The following is an 18,331-nucleotide window of genomic DNA, read 5'->3' as shown; positions in this document are numbered from 1 at the left end:
TCGAATACAACAAAACCCGTTTCAAACAATCCCGCAACCACTCCTGACAGTGAAATACAGATGAAAAACAAGAAAATCAAGGTCAGCGTTATCGCTGTTGCCGCCTTCGCAGCATCGTCGGCAGCAATGGCACAGTCGTCGATCACCCTGTACGGCATGCTCGATGCAGGTATCGGCTACACGTCGAACATCAATGGCCACAAGCGGTTCGGCCTCGATGGTGGTGCCGCAGGTTCGAACAAGTGGGGCCTCAGGGGGACGGAGGATCTCGGCGGCGGCCTCAAGGCGATCTTCAAGATCGAAAACGGCTTCAACATTGGTACGGGCGGCATAGGCGGCCAGGGGCCCATCGGTTCCACGCGCTCGTTGTTCAACCGCCAGGCATACGTATCCCTCGCTTCCGATCAGTACGGTACCGTGCGTCTGGGGCGCCAGCTCGACGCCGTGACGGAAATGGTTCAGGTCCTGACGGGCGACGCCATTTCGGCGTCGACGTTCTCGACCCCGGGCGACGTGGACAACAACGACAACACGACGAACCAGAACAGCGCCGTGAAGTACATTTCGCCGCTCATCCACGGCTTCCAGGCCGAAGGCGCGTACTCGTTCGGCGGCGTGGCCGGTTCGATGGGTTCGGGCCAGTCGTGGTCGGTGGCGGCGAACTACGCTCAGGGCGGTCTGACGGTCGCCGGCGGCTATTTCCATGCGGCAAACCAGGGTGAGAACGGGTGGATGAACGCAACGGCGCAGCCGAGTTTCGGTGGTGCGCTGGGCTATCCGAGTTCGGGTTACAACGGCGGCAATGCATTCAAGAGCGCGGGCATCGCGCAAGTCGCCACGCAATATCAGATCGGTCCGTACACGGCTGGCTTGCGCTACTCGAACGCGCAGTACCAGGGCAACGCCGGCCAGCCGTCGATCCACTTCAACGTGCTGGGCGCGCTCCTGCAGTACCAGGTAACGCCGGCGCTGTCGCTGGCGACCGGGTACACGTATGTCTACGGCTCCGCGGCCACGCCCGCGCTGGCTGCCGAAGGCCGCACGATGGCGTCGATCAACCAGGTGTCGCTGGGTGCGACGTACTCGCTGTCGAAGAGCACCGCGCTGTACGCGATGGGCGGGTACGTTCATGCCAAGGGCGCGCAGGCTTCCGTTGCGGACTTTGGCAACACCGCATCGGGCGGCAACCAGGTTCAAGTCAACATCGGCATGTACCACGGCTTCTGATCGCCGGCGTGGAAGTCCGGAGTAGTGGTTGCACTACTCCGGCAGAGCAGCATTCTTCTGGCAGCGCCCCACCTCGGGCGGGTGTCGTGAGCTGAAAATTCCCCTCATCGATCGTTCGTTCTGCAGACAGTGACGAAGTTGCTGCATGGCGGGACGATCATCCCACATCCACATTGCGTACAGCGACGAATGTCGGCTGCTTGGGATCCCGATGTTCGGGTGGCCGTTTCGGGCGAACATCAACCGCCAGGTCGCGCTCAGATTCCCATCCGCTCCGCGACACCGTCCCGATTGACGAACTTGTGTTTCAGCCCGGCCGCGACGTGCATGACCAGCAGCAAGCCCAGCGTCAGCACCAGCGCGCGATGCAGCGAATCGGTCAGGAGTCGCAGCGGTTCGTCGCGGCCAACCAGCACCGGCAATTCCGCGATGCCGAAGAAACTGACCGGATGGGCACCAGCGAGGCGGTGCACGTAGCCGGTCAGCGGCACGAGACACAGCAGCAGGTACAGCACGCCGTGCAGTGCACCGGCGATCCGCGCCTGCCATGCCGGAACACTGGCCGGCAGCGGCGGCGGCGTATGCGTCACACGCCACGCGAGGCGCGGCACGGTCAGCATGAAGATCAGGCTGCCGATCGACGCGTGATAGAACAGGATGCCGTTGAACTGAGACGAGTTGTGCGGAAAGGTATCCATGTAGATCCCGATCATCAGGTTCAACAGGATCAAGATGGCGATCGACCAGTGCATGGCGATCGCGAAGCGTGTGTAGGCGACGTGGTTGGGGTGTGACATTGCGGTCTCTCCGGTTCGGTTGGGCGTCGTGCACCGGCTCGTTCGGCGTGGTGAGCGGCCTGACGCCCCGATATACCGGAGTCGGCCTGGTTTTATTCCCGCGGCACGGATCCGTCGCCATTCCTTTCATGTGGAAGGCAATCGATATGTGTTGAAAGGAATCGAGTGTCCTTGGCGGCATTGCACCGGCCGCAATACTTGCGACGTCTGAGGTGCGGCTTGTGCCGGCGCGACCATCACTGATGTTCGACGGCCATGCCAACGATCGCTTTCCGTCACGGCGTCCATATTTCCGCGAGCGTGCGCGCGATCGTTGCGATGGACCCGCAGACATCGATGCCGAAACGGCAAATCGTCAGCCTGTAACGTCCGCTCCAGACATGCCGAACAGCCGGGCCACGACCGAACGCAGCCAGCGATTGCCGGCCTCCTGATGGTAGCGCGCGTGCCAGTGTTGCCGAACGGCGAAGCCCTCGACGGGAATGGGGCAGGGATGTACCGAGAGATCGCTGGCCTGAGCCAGCGTCTCGCCGATATGGCGCGGCAAGGTCGTGATCAGATCGGTGGTCTGCACAATGGCGCCGAGCCCCAGAAAACCGGGCAATTCGAGCACCACCTGCCGTTCAATGCGCTCCCGCACGAGCGCCTGCTCGAGCAGCGCCGTGCCCGTTCCTCCCGTGATCGCCACATGGCCTTCGGTGCGATACGCCTTGACGCCGAGCCGCTTGCGAATACGCGGATGATGGCGATTCGCCAGGCACACCCAATCCTGCTCGTATAGCTGTTGCTGATAGATGCCGCCGCTCAGCCACGGCACGTATCCGATCGCAAGATCGGCCTCGCCCGATTCGAGCGCGCGTTCCGTGTTGCCGTCGATCCGCGCAGCTTCCAGGCGCACGCGAGGCGCTTGTGCGCGCACGTAGGCGAGCAGACGCGGCAGCAGCGTCACGTGACTCGCATCGGTCATGCAGATGCGAAAGCGTCTTTGCGCAGTCGCCGGATCGAAGGCGATTTCCCAGGCCGAGAAGCGCCGCAACGATTCGAGAATCTCCCGACATGGGCCGATCAACGCATCCGCTTGCGGTGTGGGCGCCATGCCGCCGGGCGTCCGGATAAAGAGCGGATCGTGCAAATGCTCGCGCAACCGCGCGAGCCAGATGCTGACGGTCGGCTGGCTCTGGCCGAGTTGTTCAGCCACGCGTGTGACGCTGCGCGTGTCGTAGAGCAGGTCGAACAACTGCAGCAGCTTGAGGTCGGGCAGATCGGTCGGGGTCATCGCAGATCAACGATATTGCGTGTGGCAATGATGTCATTGTATCCATTGTATTGCGACATGATGAAGCGGCTCCTATCGTGACGTCACACGTTAAGGAGACGCACTTGAAAATTGCCATTCTGGGTGCCGGCGCGCTGGGCTGCGCGATTGGCGCGACGCTCACCGAAGGCGGCCACGAGACCTGGCTGATCGACCGCTCGCCCGATCATGTCAATGCGATGCGAGCCCACGGCCTGCGCGTCGACGACGCAAGCGGCACGCGCCAGGTGCAAGTCCGCGCGACCACCCGGCCGGACGAAGCAGGGGTGGCCGAGGTCGTGATCGTGCTCGTCAAATCGTTCCACACCGATGCGGCGATTCGCGGCGCGCAAGCGCTGGTGGGACCTGAAACGCTGGTGCTGTCACTGCAAAACGGCCTCGGTCACGAAGACATTCTTGCCGACGCCGTGGGCCGCGAACGCGTGCTCGCGGGCAAGACCTATGTGGGGGGCGTACTCCGCGGCATGGGGCACATCGAGTCGGGCGTCGTGGGCAAGCACACCATCATCGGCGAACTGGACGGACGCGTGACGGATCGCGTTCGACGTATTGCCGACGCATTCAGCCACGCGGGCCTCGACACGCAGGTCAGCGACAACATCGTCGGCACCATGTGGGACAAGCTGCTCGTGAATGTCGCGACGGGCGCGCTGACCGGCATCACGTCGCTGACTTACGGCCAGCTTTATGACGAGCCGCTGCTCAAGGCCACTTCGCTGGCGGCCGTCGCGGAAGCGATCGCGGCCGCGAAGGCGGCAGGCGTCACCCTGTCGATGAACGATCCGGAGCAGGCGTGGTCGCTTGCCGCCGAGGGCTTGCCCGCTGCGTTCAAGACGTCGATGCTGCAAAGCCTCGAAAAAGGTTCCGTGACCGAAATCGACTTCATCAACGGCTCGGTCGTGCGCTGGGGCGCGCGTTACGGTGTGCCGACGCCGGTCAACGCCACGCTGGTTGCGTGCATCAAGGGCATCGAGCGCGCGATGGTCGACCGCCGGAAAGCGGAGGCGCAAGCATGAGCCAACCGAAAGCCTATCTCGAACATGTCGCCGTCTTCGTGCGCGACATCCACTGGCACATCCGTTTTTTCGAGGAGGTGTTCGGCATGACGATGCGCGAGGTCGACGGCACGACCGAAGCGCCGCGCCAGTACTGGACGCTCGGCGGCATGCAGTTCATCCACCAGCCGGATTTTTCGGGCCCCGAAGGAAGGCTTGGCCATCTCGGCATCATGTGCGAGGACGTGGAAGCCTCGCTCGCCGCCGCCCGCCGCTACGACGTGCAGCCCATGCCGCAAGGTGCGAACTGGCTGCGTTTGCCCGATGGTCTCGCCATCGAATTCATTCAGGCGAAACCCGCGCGCTGCGTGGGCCAGGCGCTCGCCATCAATCCGCGCGCGGAGGCATGACATGACCATCGTCGAAAAATACTGGGACGACGCACGCGAAGGCGACGAATGCGTGAGCCCGAGCTACACCGTCACGAAGGAACGCATTCTCGCGTACGCGGATCTCACCGGCGATCACACACCGGTGCACGTCGATGAAGCGTATGCGAACGCGAGCCACTTTGGCTGCCTCGTTGCGCATGGATTGTTTGGTCTTTCGATTGCCGATGGCCTGAAGACCCGCAGCGATTATCGCTTTGTGCCGGGCATGTCGCTGGGCTGGAGCTGGGACTTCGTTCTGCCGATCAAGGTCGATGACGTGCTGCATGTGAAGTTTCGCATCGGCGCGATGCGCCCGAGCAAGAGCCGCCCGGATTGGGGCATCGTGACGCTTCCTTCGGAGCTGATCAATCAGCACGGCGAAGTGGTGCAGCGAGGTGAGCATCGTCTGATGGTGCCGCGCCGGCCGGGAGCTGAACGATGAAACAGGCGCGTCCACTGGAAGGGATTCGTGTCGTCGACTACAGCCACTTTCTCGCGGGTCCGTACGTGGGGCGTTGCCTCGCGGCGCTGGGTGCGGAAGTGATCAAGGTCGAGCGACCCGGCAGCGGCGATGCGGGACGCCAGCACGCGACCGTGCTTGACGCTCGCTCGAGCGGCTATTTTCTGCAGCTCAATATGGGCAAGCGCGGCGTCAGCGTGAACATGAAGGACCCGCGCGGAAAGGCCTTCATGGAGCGGCTCTGCGATTCGGCCGACGTATTCGTGGAGAATTACCGGCCCGGCGCGCTCGACAAACTTGGGCTCGGCTACGAAGCGCTTTCCGCGCGCAATCCAGGGCTGGTCTACTGCTCCATTTCCGCGTATGGCCACACGGGGCCGGACGCCCATCGCGCGGGTTTCGGACTGATCGCCGAGGCCAAGAGCGGCATCATGCAGATGGTCGGCACGCCCGGCGACCGCCCACCGCTGCTGCGTATTTCGCTTGGGGACATGTACACGGGCATTCACGCGGTCGCGGCCATCAATGCGGCACTGCTCGGCCGCGTGAAAAGCGGGCGAGGGCAGCACATCGACATGGCGCTTTACGACACGCTCGTCTCGATGCACGAATATGCGGTCCAGTGCTACACGCTTGCCGATGTGCTGCCCGAACAGACCGGGCACGACATGCCCGGCTCGACGCTTTATGGTGTGTTTCGCGCGACCGATGGCGATCTCGTGATCGCCGCGCAGGTGGACGATGCGTGGAAGCGCTTCGCGTCGCTGATCGAAGCGAGCGGCGGGCCGCGCGGCTTTGGCACCGACGAGCGGTTTCACCATAGCGTGGGTCGCAATACGCATCGGCTGGACATTCTCGGCGTGGTCGAGCCGTGGGTCGCCGCGCGCACGGTGACGCAGATTCTCGAACTGCTCGACGGCATCGATGTGCCTTGCGCGAAGGTGCAACGCATCGACGAAGTGATCGCCGATCCGCAAATCCAGGCACGCGGCATGATCGTCGAACAGGAGCATCCGCGTTACGGCACGCTGCGCCTGCCGAATCTGCCGTTCCGGTTTTCCGGATGCGATACCACGATCCGAGAGGTTGCCCCGGATCTGGGGCAGCACAATGCCGAAGTCGCGCAATCGCTGGGTTTCACGCCCGCCGAGATCGATGCGATGCAAACCGATGGCGTGCTGTTCGACAAGTGAGGCGACGATGAGCGATACCTATGCGGTGATCGGCAATCCGATCGGCCATACGAAATCCCCGCTGATTCATGGGCTTTTCGCCGAAGCGACGCAGCAGGCGATGCACTACACGGCCATCGAGGGGCCGTGCGAACCGGCTGACGCGTTCGCGGCAACGGTGCGGAAATTTATCGCGGCCGGCGGCAAGGGCATGAACATCACGGCGCCGTTCAAGCTTGCGGCATTCGACATGGCCGATGAGCGCAGCGAGCGCGCGACGCTTGCAGGCGCGGCGAACGCGTTCAAGTTCGACGGCGGTCGGATTCTCGCAGACAACTTCGACGGCATCGGCCTGCTGCGTGATATCGAGGTGAATCTTCACACGCCGTTCGCGGGCAAGCGTGTGTTGCTGCTGGGTGCCGGCGGCGCGGCCCGCGGCGCGTTGCTTCCCTTCCTGGGCGCGCGCCCCGCACAACTGGTGGTGGCGAATCGTCATGTCGAGAAAGCGCAAGCGCTGGCATCGCAATTGGCTTCGTATGGCCCGATAACGGCATGCGCTTACGGGGAACTCGAGCGTATGGGGCGCTTCGATCTGGTGGTCAACGCGACGTCCGCGAGTCTGACAGGCGATTTGCCGCCCGTGCCGCCCGGCGTGTTCAGCCCGCATGGCACAGCCTATGAACTGGCCTATGGCAAGCACCTCACGCCGTTCTTGCGACTCGCGCGCAATGCAGGGGTCGCCGGTGTAGCGGATGGCGTTGGCATGCTGGTGGAGCAGGCGGCGGAAGCCTTTGCGTGGTGGCGCGGCGTGCGCCCCGAGACGCAAGCGGTGATCGACCTGCTTACCGTTCCGCTGGATCGAGTGTGAACGTCCGCGAGCGATACGGGACTTCGATACATCCGCTGAGCGCGTTCATCAATTCGATGTATCGACGGGTTGAATCCGCGGCCGGTTTCAGGCATGTGGAACGCTATGATGCTGTTTCCGATGAAACGAGTCAGTGTCAATGGTGATCGTTAGACTGAGGTGAAAGTCTGCGTCACTCAACGCACGATTCTTTCCCCGACGATCATCGACGAGGCCGCCCCATGCAACTTCAAACCGGCAATCTTTTCACCACCGATGGCGAGCGCGGTAAAGATGAACAAATCGACCGCCTCGTCACCGGGCAGCGTCTGAACGTAGAGCGAATCGTGTCGATGGGGCACGCGAGCCCCGATGGCTTTTGGTATGACGACTCGCGCGCCGAATGGGTCGTGTTGCTGTCGGGCGCCGCCGTACTCGAATTCGAAGAAGGTCCGACGCGCCATGAAATGCATCCCGGCGACTACGTGCTGATCGAGCCGCATTGCCGTCATCGCGTCGCGTGGACGCACGAAGCAACACAATCCGTCTGGCTTGCGATTTATTACGAACGTTGAATCAGGAAATATTGGGCAGCATGAAATCCGGCGCGTAGCGTGCAACCACGCGCCGGATGGCGCAAATCGTCACCACACCGGAGCGGCCTTTAAATACCGCCGGTATCGATGCCCAAATAGCAGGGCGGCGCGCTAGCGCGCGCCGGTGCGCGTCGAGAATCTTATTCCTGGATCAGGAATCGATTGCGATTCTTCGCGTCCTTGATCCATGCGGGCGCGCGACCGCGGCCCGACCAGGTTGCCCCGGTCTTCGGGTCGCGATACTTTGCCTGCACGGGGGCGGCCGCTTGCTTGGCCGGTCGACCACGACGCGTACCGAAAATGTCTTTCTCGGTAATGCCGAATTCCGCAACTTTGGTGCGGATGTCGTCGACGATCGCCTGGAATTCCGCGGCACGTGCAGCTTCGGCTTTCTCGGCCAAAGCTTCCATTTGGGCTTTCAGTTCCTTGTACGTTGCCATGTATCACTCTTCAGGTTGAGTACACATATGATAGCGGTTTCAGCAGAAAGTTTTGAGGAAATTCTCTTCGACTACGAGATTTGTCATCGATAAAGCAATGCAGGACTGCTTCGAACACCTGAAAAGTGTGTCATGTTTGAGAAAACGTAGAGGATTACCCGGAAACTTTTTAACGGCGGCGGCACGTCGCTTTGATCGGTCGCGGCGGGATTTTTTCGTCGAGACATCCGCGCGAGACTTAATTATTCTTTACATTTTTCTGAAGTATCGGGGGATTCACCAATGAACAGAGACGATAAGCTGACGCAGGTCGCGGCCGAATTCGGCTTCAATCCGGACGAGGAAATCAGGATCGGCGGAAAGTACACGCCCATTCTGGTCGACGGGAACACGGCCTACATTGCCGGCCAGATTCCGCGAATCGGCGACGTGGTGCATTTCGTGGGCGTAGTGGGGGAATCCGTTTCGCTCGACGAAGGTCGCAGGGCCGCCGGCGTATCGGTGCTGCGTGCGCTGTCGCTGATCAGGAAGCACCGCGGCACACTCGACGCGATCGCGACTGTGCCGCGCATCACCGTGTATGTGCGAAGCGCACCCGGCTTCACGATGCAAAGCGAAGTCGCCGACGGCGCATCCGACATGCTGTACGCGGTGCTTGGCGATGCAGGCGTTCATACGCGTACGTCGGTCGGCGTGCTGCAATTGCCCAAAGGGGCGTCGGTGGAAGTCGATTTCATTTTCGGGCTGAAGCAGGGCGATGTCGGTATCTGACTTCAGCGGATCCTGTCTCGCGAGTGTGTAGTTGCGCGAAACATTCCTATAGCCGATGCACGACGCGCCTGCTGGTGAAAGCACGCGCTAGCAATACGGAAAGCAAAGCCAGCAATTACCACCAAAGGACTTCGACAGCCTGCTCGCCGATGAGGATCTCGCAAAGCTTCAGACTGTGTTCGATATCTGCGATATGAAGGTGCGCGGCGGATTGGGTGAATTGGCTGTGTTGTCGTTCGATTCGTGTCCAGGCAATCTCGCGCGCCGATTTGTTGAGCAGGGCGCGCAGGTCGCCCGCGGTCCACGGCGCAGCGCTGCATGTTCGCGTCTGCACGCTGTGCGTGCAGACGCGCTACTCGCGTGCACACTGTACATGCTCGCCTCGTGCCTACCGGTCAGCCATACGCCCGACGCGCGTCGTCGAGATAGTCAACTGACCTCGATTTTGTCTTCAGCCGGCAACCGCATGCCTTCCGCGCAACGCCCGACGACCTGAAAATTCCGGAAACACCGCCCCGCCAATATCGCCCCGCATCCCCACTTTGGGAGATGCCATCGCCCGACAGTCAGCCTACGATTGACCCCAGGGCATCGGGGCCGGAAGTCGTCGGAACAATCGGACAGGCTCCCCAATCCGTATCGAAATCAGCAAATGCCCACGCGGTTTACTGACACAGCTTCTGCTTACGATGGCGACTGACGTGTGCGGTGAATGCCTTACACCGCAACACGATGGCGCGTTGATGACGGAAGGCCTGCTGTCGTATTTCGGGGAATTTCAATCAATATGCTGGCACGAGACTTTGCAGAACGAGAGCTCTCACACATTCAGCGAATGGTGGCTCTCCTGGACAGCGAGACGAGCGCTGACGATGTGTCGATGTCGGGTGCGGGGCGCGTGCGGCATCCCAGCTACTGGCGCGGGCGAATCGAGGAGCTGCTGTCGGCGCCCGATGTGCCGCGCCACGTCAGAAAGCTCAGCGAAGCGGTGCTCGCGAAGATCCACACGATGGAAATGCGGTTCGCGACGATGAAGTAAGTACATCGTCGGATACGGCCCACGCATGGGCCTCATCGCGTCGTCGACCGGATGGCCGGTCGCTTATTCGGGTGCCATCACGTCAAGCAGTGCCGCACGAAACGCGGCCATCTCCGCGCCGGTGCCGATCGACACGCGAAGATACGTCGGCGGCCCGGACTCCCGAATCAGGACCCCGTGACGCAGGAGGCCGCTCCAGATCCGGTGCCGATCCGCAAACTCGCCGAACATCACGAAGTTGGCATCGGAATCGGCGACCGTGAGGCCCAGGCCACGCAGCCAGTCGACGGTCGAATCGCGCTCGGCCTTGATCGCCTCCACTTGCGACAGCATCTCGTCACGCGCGACCAGCGCCGCACAGGCCGCCGCCTGAGTGAAGGCGGACAGGTGGTAGGGCAATCGAACCCGCTTCAGCCCTTCGACGATCGCAGGCGCACACGCGCAATACCCGACGCGGCCGCCCGCGAACTTGAACGCCTTGCTCAGCGTGCGGGTGACGATGAGCCGGGGATGCTCCGGCAGCAGCGTCACCGCGCTGGGGACGCCGTGACGCCGGAATTCCGCATAGGCCTCGTCGACGACCACCACGCCCGGCGCGACGTCGAGTATCGCGCGGATATCGTCGACCGGCAGCGCGGTGCCGGTTGGGTTGTTCGGCGACGTCAGCAGGATGACGCTCGGCTGGTGCTCGCGGATGCTGTCGAGGGCCTGATCCAGATCCAGCGCGAAATCCCGGGTGCGCGGCAATGTATGCAGGCGCGTGAAAGTCGTGCGGCAGTATTCGTCATACATGGGATATGCGGGCGTAAAGGCCAGCGCCGATCGCCCGGGGCCGCCGAATGCCTGCAGGATATGCTGGATCACTTCATTCGAGCCGTTGGCCGCCCAGACGCTCGATGCGTCGACCGCCACGCCGGTGTCGTGCATCAGATACGCCGCCAGATGCGCGCGCAGCTCGGCAAAGTCGCGGTCGGGATAGCGGTTCGCCGCGCGCGCGGCGTCGGCCACCGCGGTGGCGATGCGCGCGACGAGCGCGGGCGACGGCGGATAGGGGTTCTCGTTGACGTTCAGGCAGACCGGCACATCGAGCTGCGGCGCCCCGTACGCGTGCCGCAACTTGAGATCCTCGCGGAGCGGTAAATCCGACAAGGCGATGTCTTTCCAGGGCTGTTGCATTGAAAACACTCCATACGGGTTCGATTGATAGGCGCAGTCCGCTCTCAAGGCGGCAAAAAACAAAAAAGGCGCCGGAGGCGCCTTGGTTGTCGTCTTGATCGGGCATTCACCCGATGCAATTGCTAGATGCGAAACGAGCCACGGCGCAACAGCGGGCGTCCGTGGTGATGGTGCAGCGAGAGCGTGGTGTTTCGAATCGTCATGCGCTGCATCATGGCATACCGTGATCCGGATGAAAAGCCGGCGACACCGTGCGGGCCGGAATAACGGCCATTACGTCAGACGATAAGCGGTAACAAACGTGGTATTTCGATCAAACGCGAACGAGTGATTTAAACGTGGGCGCCGATTGACTAAGATGCGCAGAAGACGTTCGACAAAAACGCACGGCGCGGGGTGGCCAGATGCAAATGAACGGGTTGATTCCATCCGCATGGATCGATGACGTCTACGCTGCGGCGCTGGGCGATCAACGATGGGAAACGGTGCTGGACGGGCTGCGATCGTGCGTCGGCGTGCGCATGGTCACGCTGCTGTCATTCGACGACGCGGCGCGGGTGCCGGCGATCGAGCAGGCGGCGGGCGACGACGCGTCATGGGTCGCCGCGTGTTACCACACCTACAACACCGAGTTCTATCGGTACGACCCGGTCGTGCCGGTCGCCGCCGACTGGCCGGCGGGGCGCTGGTTCGAGGACGTCAAGCACCTGTCCGCGCACCAGCGCTCGCACAGCGCGTTCTATCAGGAATTCCTTCACCCTTTCGGGCTCGGCAGCATTTCGGGCCTGTACATCCATCGCAGCGAGGGCTCGGGCGCATTCCTCAGCGTCCAGGGCGGCCTCGAATCGCAGGGGCTGTCCGACGATCAGCGCCACGCGATCGAAAACATGGGGATGCACATCAGCCGTGCGCTGCAGATCCAGGCGCGGATCGGCGAGCTCGAGGCGCGCGTGGCCGCCGCCGAATCGGCGCTCGATGCGCTGCCGGTGCCCGTCTTCCTGCTCGGCGCGCAGCGTGAGCTGCGCTACACGAATCGCGCGGCCGATCAGCTGATCGCGGCGGAACCGGCGCTGCGGGTCGTGAACGGGCGATTCGCGCCGGAAGGCTGTGTCGACGATGCGCAATGGCGGCACGCGTACGCGCGCGGCGGGCTGTTGTTACGGCGCACAACGGGTGAACCGTTGCCGCTGGCGCTGATGCCGGTGCCCGAGCAGTCGCGCCTGGTGCGCGAGCGGCCGGGCGTCGCGACGCTGATGACGGCCGCCGACTTGCGTGCGCCGTCGGCCCGCGCGCAGCGGCTGCGCGTGTTCTACGGGCTGTCGTCGGCCGAGGCTGATCTTGCCGTGCTGCTGTGTTGCGACGGGTTGTCGCCGCAGGAATGCGCTGGGTTGCGCGGCGTGTCGATCGGCACGATCCGCACGCAGATCAAGTCGATCTATGCGAAGACGGCGGTGGGGCGGGCGGCGCAGCTTACGTCGTTGGTTATGCAGACGTGAGGGGGCGGGGTGGGTGTAGGGAGTAAGGGTATCGGCAACTGCTTGCGCAGAAAGTAAGTGACTTACGGCCAGTCGCGCCACCGATTCTGCGGTGGTGTGTCGGAGTTCGTGCGATTGGTTTTTTTGCGGCGTCAACGTAGCGGCATTTCGTTGTGCGCGGTTGACTGCAGCTTGCCGATAGCCGCCGCTCACCCTCAAACTTACAGCATCGGACATTGGGTCCCGTCGATAATTTGCCGTTCTCACTAGGTGGTCAGCCCCTATGAATAGCACAATCGTCAACGAGGTCATTAGGCTTGGTGGAGATCCCACCAACGAGATTTGGCGTTGGCTGGCGGCACGTGGTCCGCACGGAAACTCATTCACCTGGGGACAGACACGACAAGAACCGCCGGGGTACGTGGGCGTGGATCACCTGCGGAAAATTGTTGAAGAATTCTCCCGAACCATCCCGGATTTCAGCGAGAAAGCGTGTGCTGTAGTGCGGGCGGCGTTGGCATCCGAGCAGCCCGATTTGGTCAGGCGCGCCGTTCAAATTGCGGCGGTAATCGGCGGCCCAAGCGAGTTGCATGTAATCCGGCAACTTGTTGCCAGCGCACACAGTGAGGTCGCCGCTGACGCCAGAGCCTGCGTTTTTTATCTCACGAAGGTCAAAGCTTAACAGCGCCTGTCTGCCGTTTCGGTTGACGAAAGTTGACTGTCGACGGTGACTGGCGGCGATCTGAAACTGTCTGGCGAACGGCAGAAACTGGCCGACAAGCGCCCGCTCGTCGGGCCGCTACACACCAAAGAGCGCCAGCCCTGCCAGCACGACGCCGATCGCGGCAGCCCCCATCGACAGGTGTTGCATCCATTTCCGCCGCGTGAGAATCGTGATCGCAGCAAGCGCGATCGAGATCTGGATGATGGTAGTGGCCTGCGCCCAACGATGATGCCGGTGTAGCCGCTCCTCGCTTGCAGCATTGCTCTTCACGACCTCTTGCTCGAGCGCTTCGGCGCGCTTGCGGATCGGCTCCTTCTCTTCGCGATACCGCGCCGCGTCTGCTTCGAAACGCTTTCTTTGCGGCGATGCTTCCTGACTCAACGCCGCACCGAGCTCGGCTAGATTCTGCTTCTCGCCCTTTGCCTGGTAATAGGCCCACAGGTTTGCTGCCTCGGTTTTCTGGATCGCGGCCTCGTTCTTGTGCAGCAACGCGAAATTCTCTTCCGCACCGCTCTGGTATGCGGAAATCGCGCCGACGCAGGCGAGGACAGCAGTCATCACGGCGATGCGCGCCGCTCCGTGGCTTTCTTCATGCGCCGCAGGGTGCTCTACTGCATGATCGTGCGGGCCGTGAACTTCGAAATCTTCTGGCATGACAAGAACGTTCGCATGAGTTGAAGGGCTTGTACGCGGTTCCCACGCACGTGAGGAGCGTGCAGCAAAAGGGGCAGCACTATCGCTGGGTCGCAGCTCAGTTTGGGCAGTCCGTTCGTGCGAAAGTGTGAACGAACGGGCAATGGTCTGCGGAACGCCGACTCCCGCCAAAAGGGCGATGGTTCGACATTGTGCATGAATTGCCGCTTCCCGAGTATGAGTCGACAGCTGTCGATCCGGAGCGGACGGACGGCATCCTCCAAAGCAGCCATTCGTAGCCGCAGAAGATCACCGTGTCCCAGCAGAGCATGTGTGGCAGAAGTCGATAAATGTCAATTCAGTCGTGGTACGACAGCGTGACCAATGGAGCATCCTGCTCGCGAGTGCGGCGCCAGTTCACAAAAGCACATGCGTCTTGCAGAGCCGCGAACTGCTCTGGGCAACGCACCTTGAAATTGTTCACAGCACCGAGTTGTATCGCCAATGTACGCCCCGGTAGAACGTGCACATTAGTCATCTCGGCATCCGGCTCATCGAGATAACTGAAACAGTTGATCAATGCGTCCATGTTGTTGCCATAGAACGATGGAAAGCCAAAGCTCTTTGACAGGACCCGATGAAAGGATGGCCAATCCGTGATTTCAGTCGTGTCTACAACCACAATTGTCATTGCGTCTCACCTCACGTCTGCGTCCGGTCAATTGATGAACCAATATGAAAGTTGTCAATGCTCTTGAAGCTAACGTCAAATGGTCCTTTTGACCGGGTGTCGGCGTTCGTTTGCAACCAAGCTGGAGCGTGGCATCGTCGCTACCGTCCCAAGAGACCGATCAACCGTAGGTATATGGACTATTCGACTACCCGGTTCCTTGCGAAATTTACGTGTAGCGTAAATGCACGGTGCCGAAGGCTCTGCGGATAGCGTCGACTCTGGGAAATATCTCGCAGTATTTCGTCTATCTCGACATCTACCGCCAGACCTTGTTCCAACCACCCGATCGCGAGGTCACACCAATACGGAGTTGGCCATCGTAGTCCAGCGACAGCGACGTCGCGAGCAGAATCGATGTTCGACGAGAATGCAGCCAAGGGATGTTCAAGCGGCTTGACTATTGAGGGCGATTTCATCTCGGATCTTGTTCAACTGGGCGGGGGATGTCGCGTGCAAGATGAGTCTGAGCGATTGTCGCCAATATAGGCATCCACGTCGAATGTCCGTTCCTGGCCGAACCGAGTTTGACGATCCGATCAAGGGCCCTGACGAGCTGCCACGGTGAACTGCGGTGCAGGCGCTACCGTCAACGGCGCGCGTCGAACCCATCCGATGGTGCTACCGCCGTGGTGTCAACATTCGATTTCAATCTGCTGACGAATCGGGATGGTCAAAGTCGATTGCGTGCGCGAAATAGCGGAGTGCGGGGAAGCGGACCTCTCGATTGGCAGGCCAGTGATGTTTGACATCGAGGCCGTCCAGCGCACGGAGCAGCCGACGCCCCTCAGCCGTCACCGGACCGCAGCACGGCCCGCTGTCCGCGATGGGAAGCGGGGCAATCGTCTGCTGCGGCGCGGTCGACGTCGTACATGCCGACAGTGTGGCCAAGGCGGCAATCGTCACGATCTTCACAACCGGGTTCGCGGTTTTCATCTGGTATTGGCGTGGGGGGACGTAAGACTCTGGCCAATTGCCGGTGTTCTGTCCGAACATGGCATTCAAGCATGGAACCGGGATATGGATTGCAAAGGATTGTTGTCAGCCTTGCCGGAGCCTTTGATGAGTGTGGCGCGGCTCGCGCGCGGCGAGCTTTGCGACAGATTTCCGGAAATTCCGTTGCATGCGTCATGATCACTGCGGCGTCCCAAACGCCGAATGCAAGTGATCACGGTGACCTGAGGGGTGCATTGAGAAAGGGGATCAATGATCGATTTTGATCGTGGACGAATCCATCCGTGCCGCATCAGGAGATTGAATCCCAGCCGGGCGTTAGCTCTCGACTATCCGCACACGCCGAGGCCGGGAGACAGGTTGGCCGGCTGCTGTACCCTGTACTGTCATCGATTCGAAGCTCGAGTTCGACTGACCGAAGCTGGCCGAACCCGGCCGGTTGGTATCCGGTGGCGGCCGACTGGCGAATGCCGACCCACTTCTGCCATTGAAATGAACACCATCTCAACGGCGGCTACCGAGATTGCCGCAGTCACCGAAAACGCTCACTGTGCAGACCCGAGCGGCCAGCAAAAAGGTGCCCGCACCGAGAGTCACGAAATAGCATGTCTCAATCGTACCAATCGACGTTAGGCACCGGTCAGCTCTAAGATTGTTGTTGGCAGCCGGCGCTGGCTTCCGCTGCTCGATTTTTGCGCGCTAATTCGACGCACAAGTTGGCGTGATTTATGAAATCGATTAGTTTGTGTGGCTTAATAGCGTATTGAGCACCAAATGAAAGCAGGTCTGAAGAGCCGCCGTTAAATCGAAGTGATACAGAATAGCCAAATTTATCCTTTACATAACGATGTAGCACTCCGCCGCCGCAGCTAACAAGAAACTCCCTCAGGAACTCCAATTCCTGCTTACCTCTGCATATTGGATTTTCCCGGAAATATTTCAAATGAGACCGCATCGAAAATAGCTCTTTCCCCCTTCCGCGAACGTGCTGATTCAATATTGCGGAGAGATGCTTTCCGATCGTTAGTGATACTGTCATTCTCACGAATCCCGCATGCGCATAAAATTGAGAAACGAGAGAGATGTTTTGATTAAGATTAAGCTTAAGTTCGCTGCCCGTAGCCGAAAACAAGAAAAGCAAAATATTTGCCTTTTTCAGCTCGCGTGAATTCATTAATTCCGCATGAAATCTTCCGTACAACGACATTATGTCTGCAAGTACTTCATCTTCGTCTGCATGCTCATTTTTCGCCTTACCAAGCCCAGCCTCGCTTCGGATCATTCGTTTTACTGCAAGTTCGTCGCAGTAGTAGGTTTCGATTGAATGGCCGGATGTTACATAGACCTTCTCAGAGAGATTATCTTCTAACACGAAGTCTCGGTCGATGAAAAAATAGGTTGCATCGTCAGAAAGTTGATCATTCGACGCGAGCGCTTTATGCAATGCGATCGAATTACCGCGAGATCCTGACACAAAGCCATGATATTCAGTCGAAAAAATTGTACCAATCACTGAGCTATAGTATTTTTCGTCATCGCCCTCAAACACAAACACGGCATCCGTCTTCCATTTTTTCCTTCTTGAGACATATTTTTTGAAGAGGGGTGCTTCGCTTTCGAGTAGATCAGAGAAATAATTTACCCTATCCATGGTTTATTGTTCCACCGTCACGAAACGGGTAAGATCGCGAGCGTATTGTTTTACGTTCTTCAAGATAAATGGACTGTGCGTCACAGCGAACAGGAAGGCACACCGCCCGCTATCAATGATGTCCGGAAGTAACATTTCCTGCCACTCAACGGACAAGGAAAGTTCAGGTTCATCATAAAAAATTGCCAGCTTTTCTGATGACCGAAAGGACGCGCCGTCGCTGGAGTTAGGTGTCTCTATTTTCTCACCTAAATATAGCTTCGCAAATAGCGATACGATCTGCTTTTCGCCCGACGAAAATTGATCCAGCAACACCGGCTCATGGGTCGTCGCATTCGTGACGGTAACGGAAAGAGTACTTTCGTTGTAGTCGATTTGCTTCTCAACCAAATATTTCTGACATTTTTGAGCAAACTCCTTCACCGCAACGTCATTCACTTTCTGCTGTTCGTACACTTTTACCATGTTTGACAGAAAATAGACGAGCGGTTGATATTTGCTTTCTGCGAAAAGCTCTCTGCTGCGAAATATTCGCTTGATTTCTTCTTTGTCGTCCAAGCCTATATTCTTTCCGATTCTCTCAAGTACGACGTCGATTTTTTCGAGAGAAGCAACACGTTTTTCATCGCTTTCATCAAGGGCGAACCCATTCACCAATTTCGAGAGTATTTCGCCGTTAATTTTTGAAAACCATTCATTCGAGGAGAGAAGAACTTCTTTCTGTATTTCGTTGAGTCGCTGTTGCACATCGTGAATCCCGAAATTGATTCCGCCTTCACCTATTTCTGCATTTTCAATTCCCAGTCTTGCCAAATCCTCCTCGATTCGCCGGAACGTGGGGAGATATAAAGGTTTCGATTTAAATGCTTCTCGGGTCAGGTCGAACACTGAGGCATTG

The 18,331-nt window shown here is 59.8% G+C and carries 21 protein-coding genes; 11 read left to right on the top strand and 10 right to left on the bottom strand.

Features of this window, described 5'->3' with window-relative positions:
• Positions 1–60: 60 nt before the first annotated feature.
• Complete coding sequence (locus tag CFB40_RS34315; protein WP_089429852.1) at positions 61–1,227, top strand: porin; 1,167 nt, start codon at positions 61–63, stop codon at positions 1,225–1,227.
• Positions 1,228–1,484: 257 nt separating this feature from the next.
• On the opposite strand, the gene CFB40_RS34310 is transcribed toward CFB40_RS34315, so the two are convergent.
• Both CFB40_RS34310 and CFB40_RS34305 read right to left on the bottom strand, forming a co-directional pair.
• Positions 1,485–2,024: a cytochrome b gene (locus CFB40_RS34310; protein ID WP_089433833.1), complete on the bottom strand. Its 540-nt coding sequence runs from the start codon at positions 2,022–2,024 to the stop codon at positions 1,485–1,487.
• Positions 2,025–2,379: 355 nt separating this feature from the next.
• On the bottom strand, positions 2,380–3,300 hold the full coding sequence (locus tag CFB40_RS34305; protein ID WP_089429850.1) for a LysR family transcriptional regulator: 921 nt from the start codon (positions 3,298–3,300) through the stop codon (positions 2,380–2,382).
• Between the two features lie 104 nt (positions 3,301–3,404).
• Here CFB40_RS34305 and CFB40_RS34300 point away from each other — a divergent pair, with 104 nt between their 5' ends.
• The 6 genes from CFB40_RS34300 (at position 3,405) to CFB40_RS34275 (ending at position 7,819) form a co-directional block, all read left to right on the top strand.
• On the top strand, positions 3,405–4,355 hold the full coding sequence (locus tag CFB40_RS34300; protein ID WP_089433832.1) for a ketopantoate reductase family protein: 951 nt from the start codon (positions 3,405–3,407) through the stop codon (positions 4,353–4,355).
• Complete coding sequence (locus CFB40_RS34295; protein WP_089433831.1) at positions 4,352–4,744, top strand: VOC family protein; 393 nt, start codon at positions 4,352–4,354, stop codon at positions 4,742–4,744. The genes CFB40_RS34300 and CFB40_RS34295 overlap by 4 nt, the downstream gene beginning before the upstream one ends.
• A gap of 1 nt (position 4,745) precedes the next feature.
• On the top strand, positions 4,746–5,207 hold the full coding sequence (locus tag CFB40_RS34290; RefSeq protein ID WP_039347828.1) for a MaoC family dehydratase: 462 nt from the start codon (positions 4,746–4,748) through the stop codon (positions 5,205–5,207).
• Positions 5,204–6,418 carry a CaiB/BaiF CoA transferase family protein gene (locus tag CFB40_RS34285; protein ID WP_089433830.1) on the top strand — a complete coding sequence of 405 codons (1,215 nt, stop codon included), beginning with the start codon at positions 5,204–5,206 and terminating at the stop codon, positions 6,416–6,418. Before CFB40_RS34290 ends, CFB40_RS34285 begins: the two co-directional genes overlap by 4 nt.
• 7 nt (positions 6,419–6,425) lie before the next feature.
• A complete protein-coding gene (aroE, locus tag CFB40_RS34280; protein ID WP_089433829.1) occupies positions 6,426–7,265 on the top strand; it encodes a shikimate dehydrogenase in 840 nt (279 codons plus the stop codon).
• A gap of 221 nt (positions 7,266–7,486) precedes the next feature.
• Entirely contained in the window at positions 7,487–7,819 is a 333-nt protein-coding gene (locus tag CFB40_RS34275; protein WP_089429845.1) for a cupin domain-containing protein, read from the top strand.
• Positions 7,820–7,980: 161 nt separating this feature from the next.
• Here the strand turns inward: CFB40_RS34275 and CFB40_RS34270 are convergent, their stop codons facing one another.
• Complete coding sequence (locus CFB40_RS34270; protein WP_011350136.1) at positions 7,981–8,280, bottom strand: H-NS histone family protein; 300 nt, start codon at positions 8,278–8,280, stop codon at positions 7,981–7,983.
• 282 nt (positions 8,281–8,562) lie between these two features.
• Here CFB40_RS34270 and CFB40_RS34265 point away from each other — a divergent pair, with 282 nt between their 5' ends.
• The gene (locus CFB40_RS34265; protein ID WP_089433828.1) at positions 8,563–9,051 is read left to right on the top strand and encodes a RidA family protein; all 489 of its coding nucleotides are present in this window, start codon (positions 8,563–8,565) and stop codon (positions 9,049–9,051) included.
• A gap of 115 nt (positions 9,052–9,166) precedes the next feature.
• On the opposite strand, the gene CFB40_RS38410 is transcribed toward CFB40_RS34265, so the two are convergent.
• Positions 9,167–9,385 (bottom strand): hypothetical protein, encoded by a 219-nt coding sequence (locus CFB40_RS38410; RefSeq protein ID WP_143329934.1) that lies wholly within the window; start codon positions 9,383–9,385, stop codon positions 9,167–9,169.
• A 453-nt stretch (positions 9,386–9,838) separates the two neighbouring features.
• Here CFB40_RS38410 and CFB40_RS34260 point away from each other — a divergent pair, with 453 nt between their 5' ends.
• On the top strand, positions 9,839–10,090 hold the full coding sequence (locus CFB40_RS34260; protein WP_089433827.1) for a hypothetical protein: 252 nt from the start codon (positions 9,839–9,841) through the stop codon (positions 10,088–10,090).
• A 63-nt stretch (positions 10,091–10,153) separates the two neighbouring features.
• On the opposite strand, the gene CFB40_RS34255 is transcribed toward CFB40_RS34260, so the two are convergent.
• On the bottom strand, positions 10,154–11,266 hold the full coding sequence (locus CFB40_RS34255; RefSeq protein ID WP_089433826.1) for a histidinol-phosphate transaminase: 1,113 nt from the start codon (positions 11,264–11,266) through the stop codon (positions 10,154–10,156).
• A 410-nt stretch (positions 11,267–11,676) separates the two neighbouring features.
• On the opposite strand from CFB40_RS34255, the gene CFB40_RS34250 reads away from it, so the two are divergent.
• On the top strand, positions 11,677–12,762 hold the full coding sequence (locus tag CFB40_RS34250) for a helix-turn-helix transcriptional regulator (RefSeq protein WP_256976960.1): 1,086 nt from the start codon (positions 11,677–11,679) through the stop codon (positions 12,760–12,762).
• Between the two features lie 262 nt (positions 12,763–13,024).
• Positions 13,025–13,423: a hypothetical protein gene (locus tag CFB40_RS34245; RefSeq protein WP_143329933.1), complete on the top strand. Its 399-nt coding sequence runs from the start codon at positions 13,025–13,027 to the stop codon at positions 13,421–13,423.
• Positions 13,424–13,540: 117 nt separating this feature from the next.
• On the opposite strand, the gene CFB40_RS34240 is transcribed toward CFB40_RS34245, so the two are convergent.
• The 5 genes from CFB40_RS34240 to CFB40_RS38405 all read right to left on the bottom strand — a co-directional run bounded on the left by CFB40_RS34240 (position 13,541) and on the right by CFB40_RS38405 (position 18,321).
• On the bottom strand, positions 13,541–14,119 hold the full coding sequence (locus tag CFB40_RS34240) for a DUF4337 domain-containing protein (RefSeq protein ID WP_089433823.1): 579 nt from the start codon (positions 14,117–14,119) through the stop codon (positions 13,541–13,543).
• A gap of 337 nt (positions 14,120–14,456) precedes the next feature.
• The gene (locus CFB40_RS34235; RefSeq protein WP_089433822.1) at positions 14,457–14,789 is read right to left on the bottom strand and encodes a barstar family protein; all 333 of its coding nucleotides are present in this window, start codon (positions 14,787–14,789) and stop codon (positions 14,457–14,459) included.
• 687 nt (positions 14,790–15,476) lie between these two features.
• Positions 15,477–15,764 carry a hypothetical protein gene (locus tag CFB40_RS34230; protein WP_143329932.1) on the bottom strand — a complete coding sequence of 96 codons (288 nt, stop codon included), beginning with the start codon at positions 15,762–15,764 and terminating at the stop codon, positions 15,477–15,479.
• 664 nt (positions 15,765–16,428) lie between these two features.
• The gene (locus CFB40_RS34225; protein ID WP_089433820.1) at positions 16,429–17,433 is read right to left on the bottom strand and encodes a DUF4435 domain-containing protein; all 1,005 of its coding nucleotides are present in this window, start codon (positions 17,431–17,433) and stop codon (positions 16,429–16,431) included.
• 3 nt (positions 17,434–17,436) lie between these two features.
• A complete protein-coding gene (locus CFB40_RS38405) occupies positions 17,437–18,321 on the bottom strand; it encodes an ATP-binding protein (protein WP_143329931.1) in 885 nt (294 codons plus the stop codon).
• Positions 18,322–18,331 lie beyond the last annotated feature (10 nt).

Source organism: Burkholderia sp. AU31652 (assembly GCF_002223155.1).
In the GTDB taxonomy this organism is placed as follows: Bacteria; Pseudomonadota; Gammaproteobacteria; order Burkholderiales; family Burkholderiaceae; genus Burkholderia.
Note: the sequence above shows the minus strand (reverse complement) of the source record. Positions and strands in the feature narration are given on the sequence as shown.

What these genes read in the sequence shown, in the direction of transcription:
- aroE (WP_089433829.1), top strand. Translation starts at nt 6,426, where the DNA reads ATGAGCGATACCTATGCGGTGATCGGCAATCCGATCGGCCATACGAAA.
- CFB40_RS34310 (WP_089433833.1), bottom strand. Translation starts at nt 2,024, where the DNA reads ATGTCACACCCCAACCACGTCGCCTACACACGCTTCGCGATCGCCATG.
- CFB40_RS34295 (WP_089433831.1), top strand. Translation starts at nt 4,352, where the DNA reads ATGAGCCAACCGAAAGCCTATCTCGAACATGTCGCCGTCTTCGTGCGC.
- CFB40_RS34250 (WP_256976960.1), top strand. Translation starts at nt 11,677, where the DNA reads ATGAACGGGTTGATTCCATCCGCATGGATCGATGACGTCTACGCTGCG.
- CFB40_RS34305 (WP_089429850.1), bottom strand. Translation starts at nt 3,300, where the DNA reads ATGACCCCGACCGATCTGCCCGACCTCAAGCTGCTGCAGTTGTTCGAC.
- CFB40_RS34285 (WP_089433830.1), top strand. Translation starts at nt 5,204, where the DNA reads ATGAAACAGGCGCGTCCACTGGAAGGGATTCGTGTCGTCGACTACAGC.
- CFB40_RS34235 (WP_089433822.1), bottom strand. Translation starts at nt 14,789, where the DNA reads ATGACAATTGTGGTTGTAGACACGACTGAAATCACGGATTGGCCATCC.
- CFB40_RS34290 (WP_039347828.1), top strand. Translation starts at nt 4,746, where the DNA reads ATGACCATCGTCGAAAAATACTGGGACGACGCACGCGAAGGCGACGAA.
- CFB40_RS34255 (WP_089433826.1), bottom strand. Translation starts at nt 11,266, where the DNA reads ATGCAACAGCCCTGGAAAGACATCGCCTTGTCGGATTTACCGCTCCGC.
- CFB40_RS34315 (WP_089429852.1), top strand. Translation starts at nt 61, where the DNA reads ATGAAAAACAAGAAAATCAAGGTCAGCGTTATCGCTGTTGCCGCCTTC.
- CFB40_RS34225 (WP_089433820.1), bottom strand. Translation starts at nt 17,433, where the DNA reads ATGGATAGGGTAAATTATTTCTCTGATCTACTCGAAAGCGAAGCACCC.
- CFB40_RS34245 (WP_143329933.1), top strand. Translation starts at nt 13,025, where the DNA reads ATGAATAGCACAATCGTCAACGAGGTCATTAGGCTTGGTGGAGATCCC.
- CFB40_RS34265 (WP_089433828.1), top strand. Translation starts at nt 8,563, where the DNA reads ATGAACAGAGACGATAAGCTGACGCAGGTCGCGGCCGAATTCGGCTTC.
- CFB40_RS34240 (WP_089433823.1), bottom strand. Translation starts at nt 14,119, where the DNA reads ATGCCAGAAGATTTCGAAGTTCACGGCCCGCACGATCATGCAGTAGAG.
- CFB40_RS34230 (WP_143329932.1), bottom strand. Translation starts at nt 15,764, where the DNA reads ATGAAAACCGCGAACCCGGTTGTGAAGATCGTGACGATTGCCGCCTTG.
- CFB40_RS34275 (WP_089429845.1), top strand. Translation starts at nt 7,487, where the DNA reads ATGCAACTTCAAACCGGCAATCTTTTCACCACCGATGGCGAGCGCGGT.
- CFB40_RS34260 (WP_089433827.1), top strand. Translation starts at nt 9,839, where the DNA reads ATGCTGGCACGAGACTTTGCAGAACGAGAGCTCTCACACATTCAGCGA.
- CFB40_RS34270 (WP_011350136.1), bottom strand. Translation starts at nt 8,280, where the DNA reads ATGGCAACGTACAAGGAACTGAAAGCCCAAATGGAAGCTTTGGCCGAG.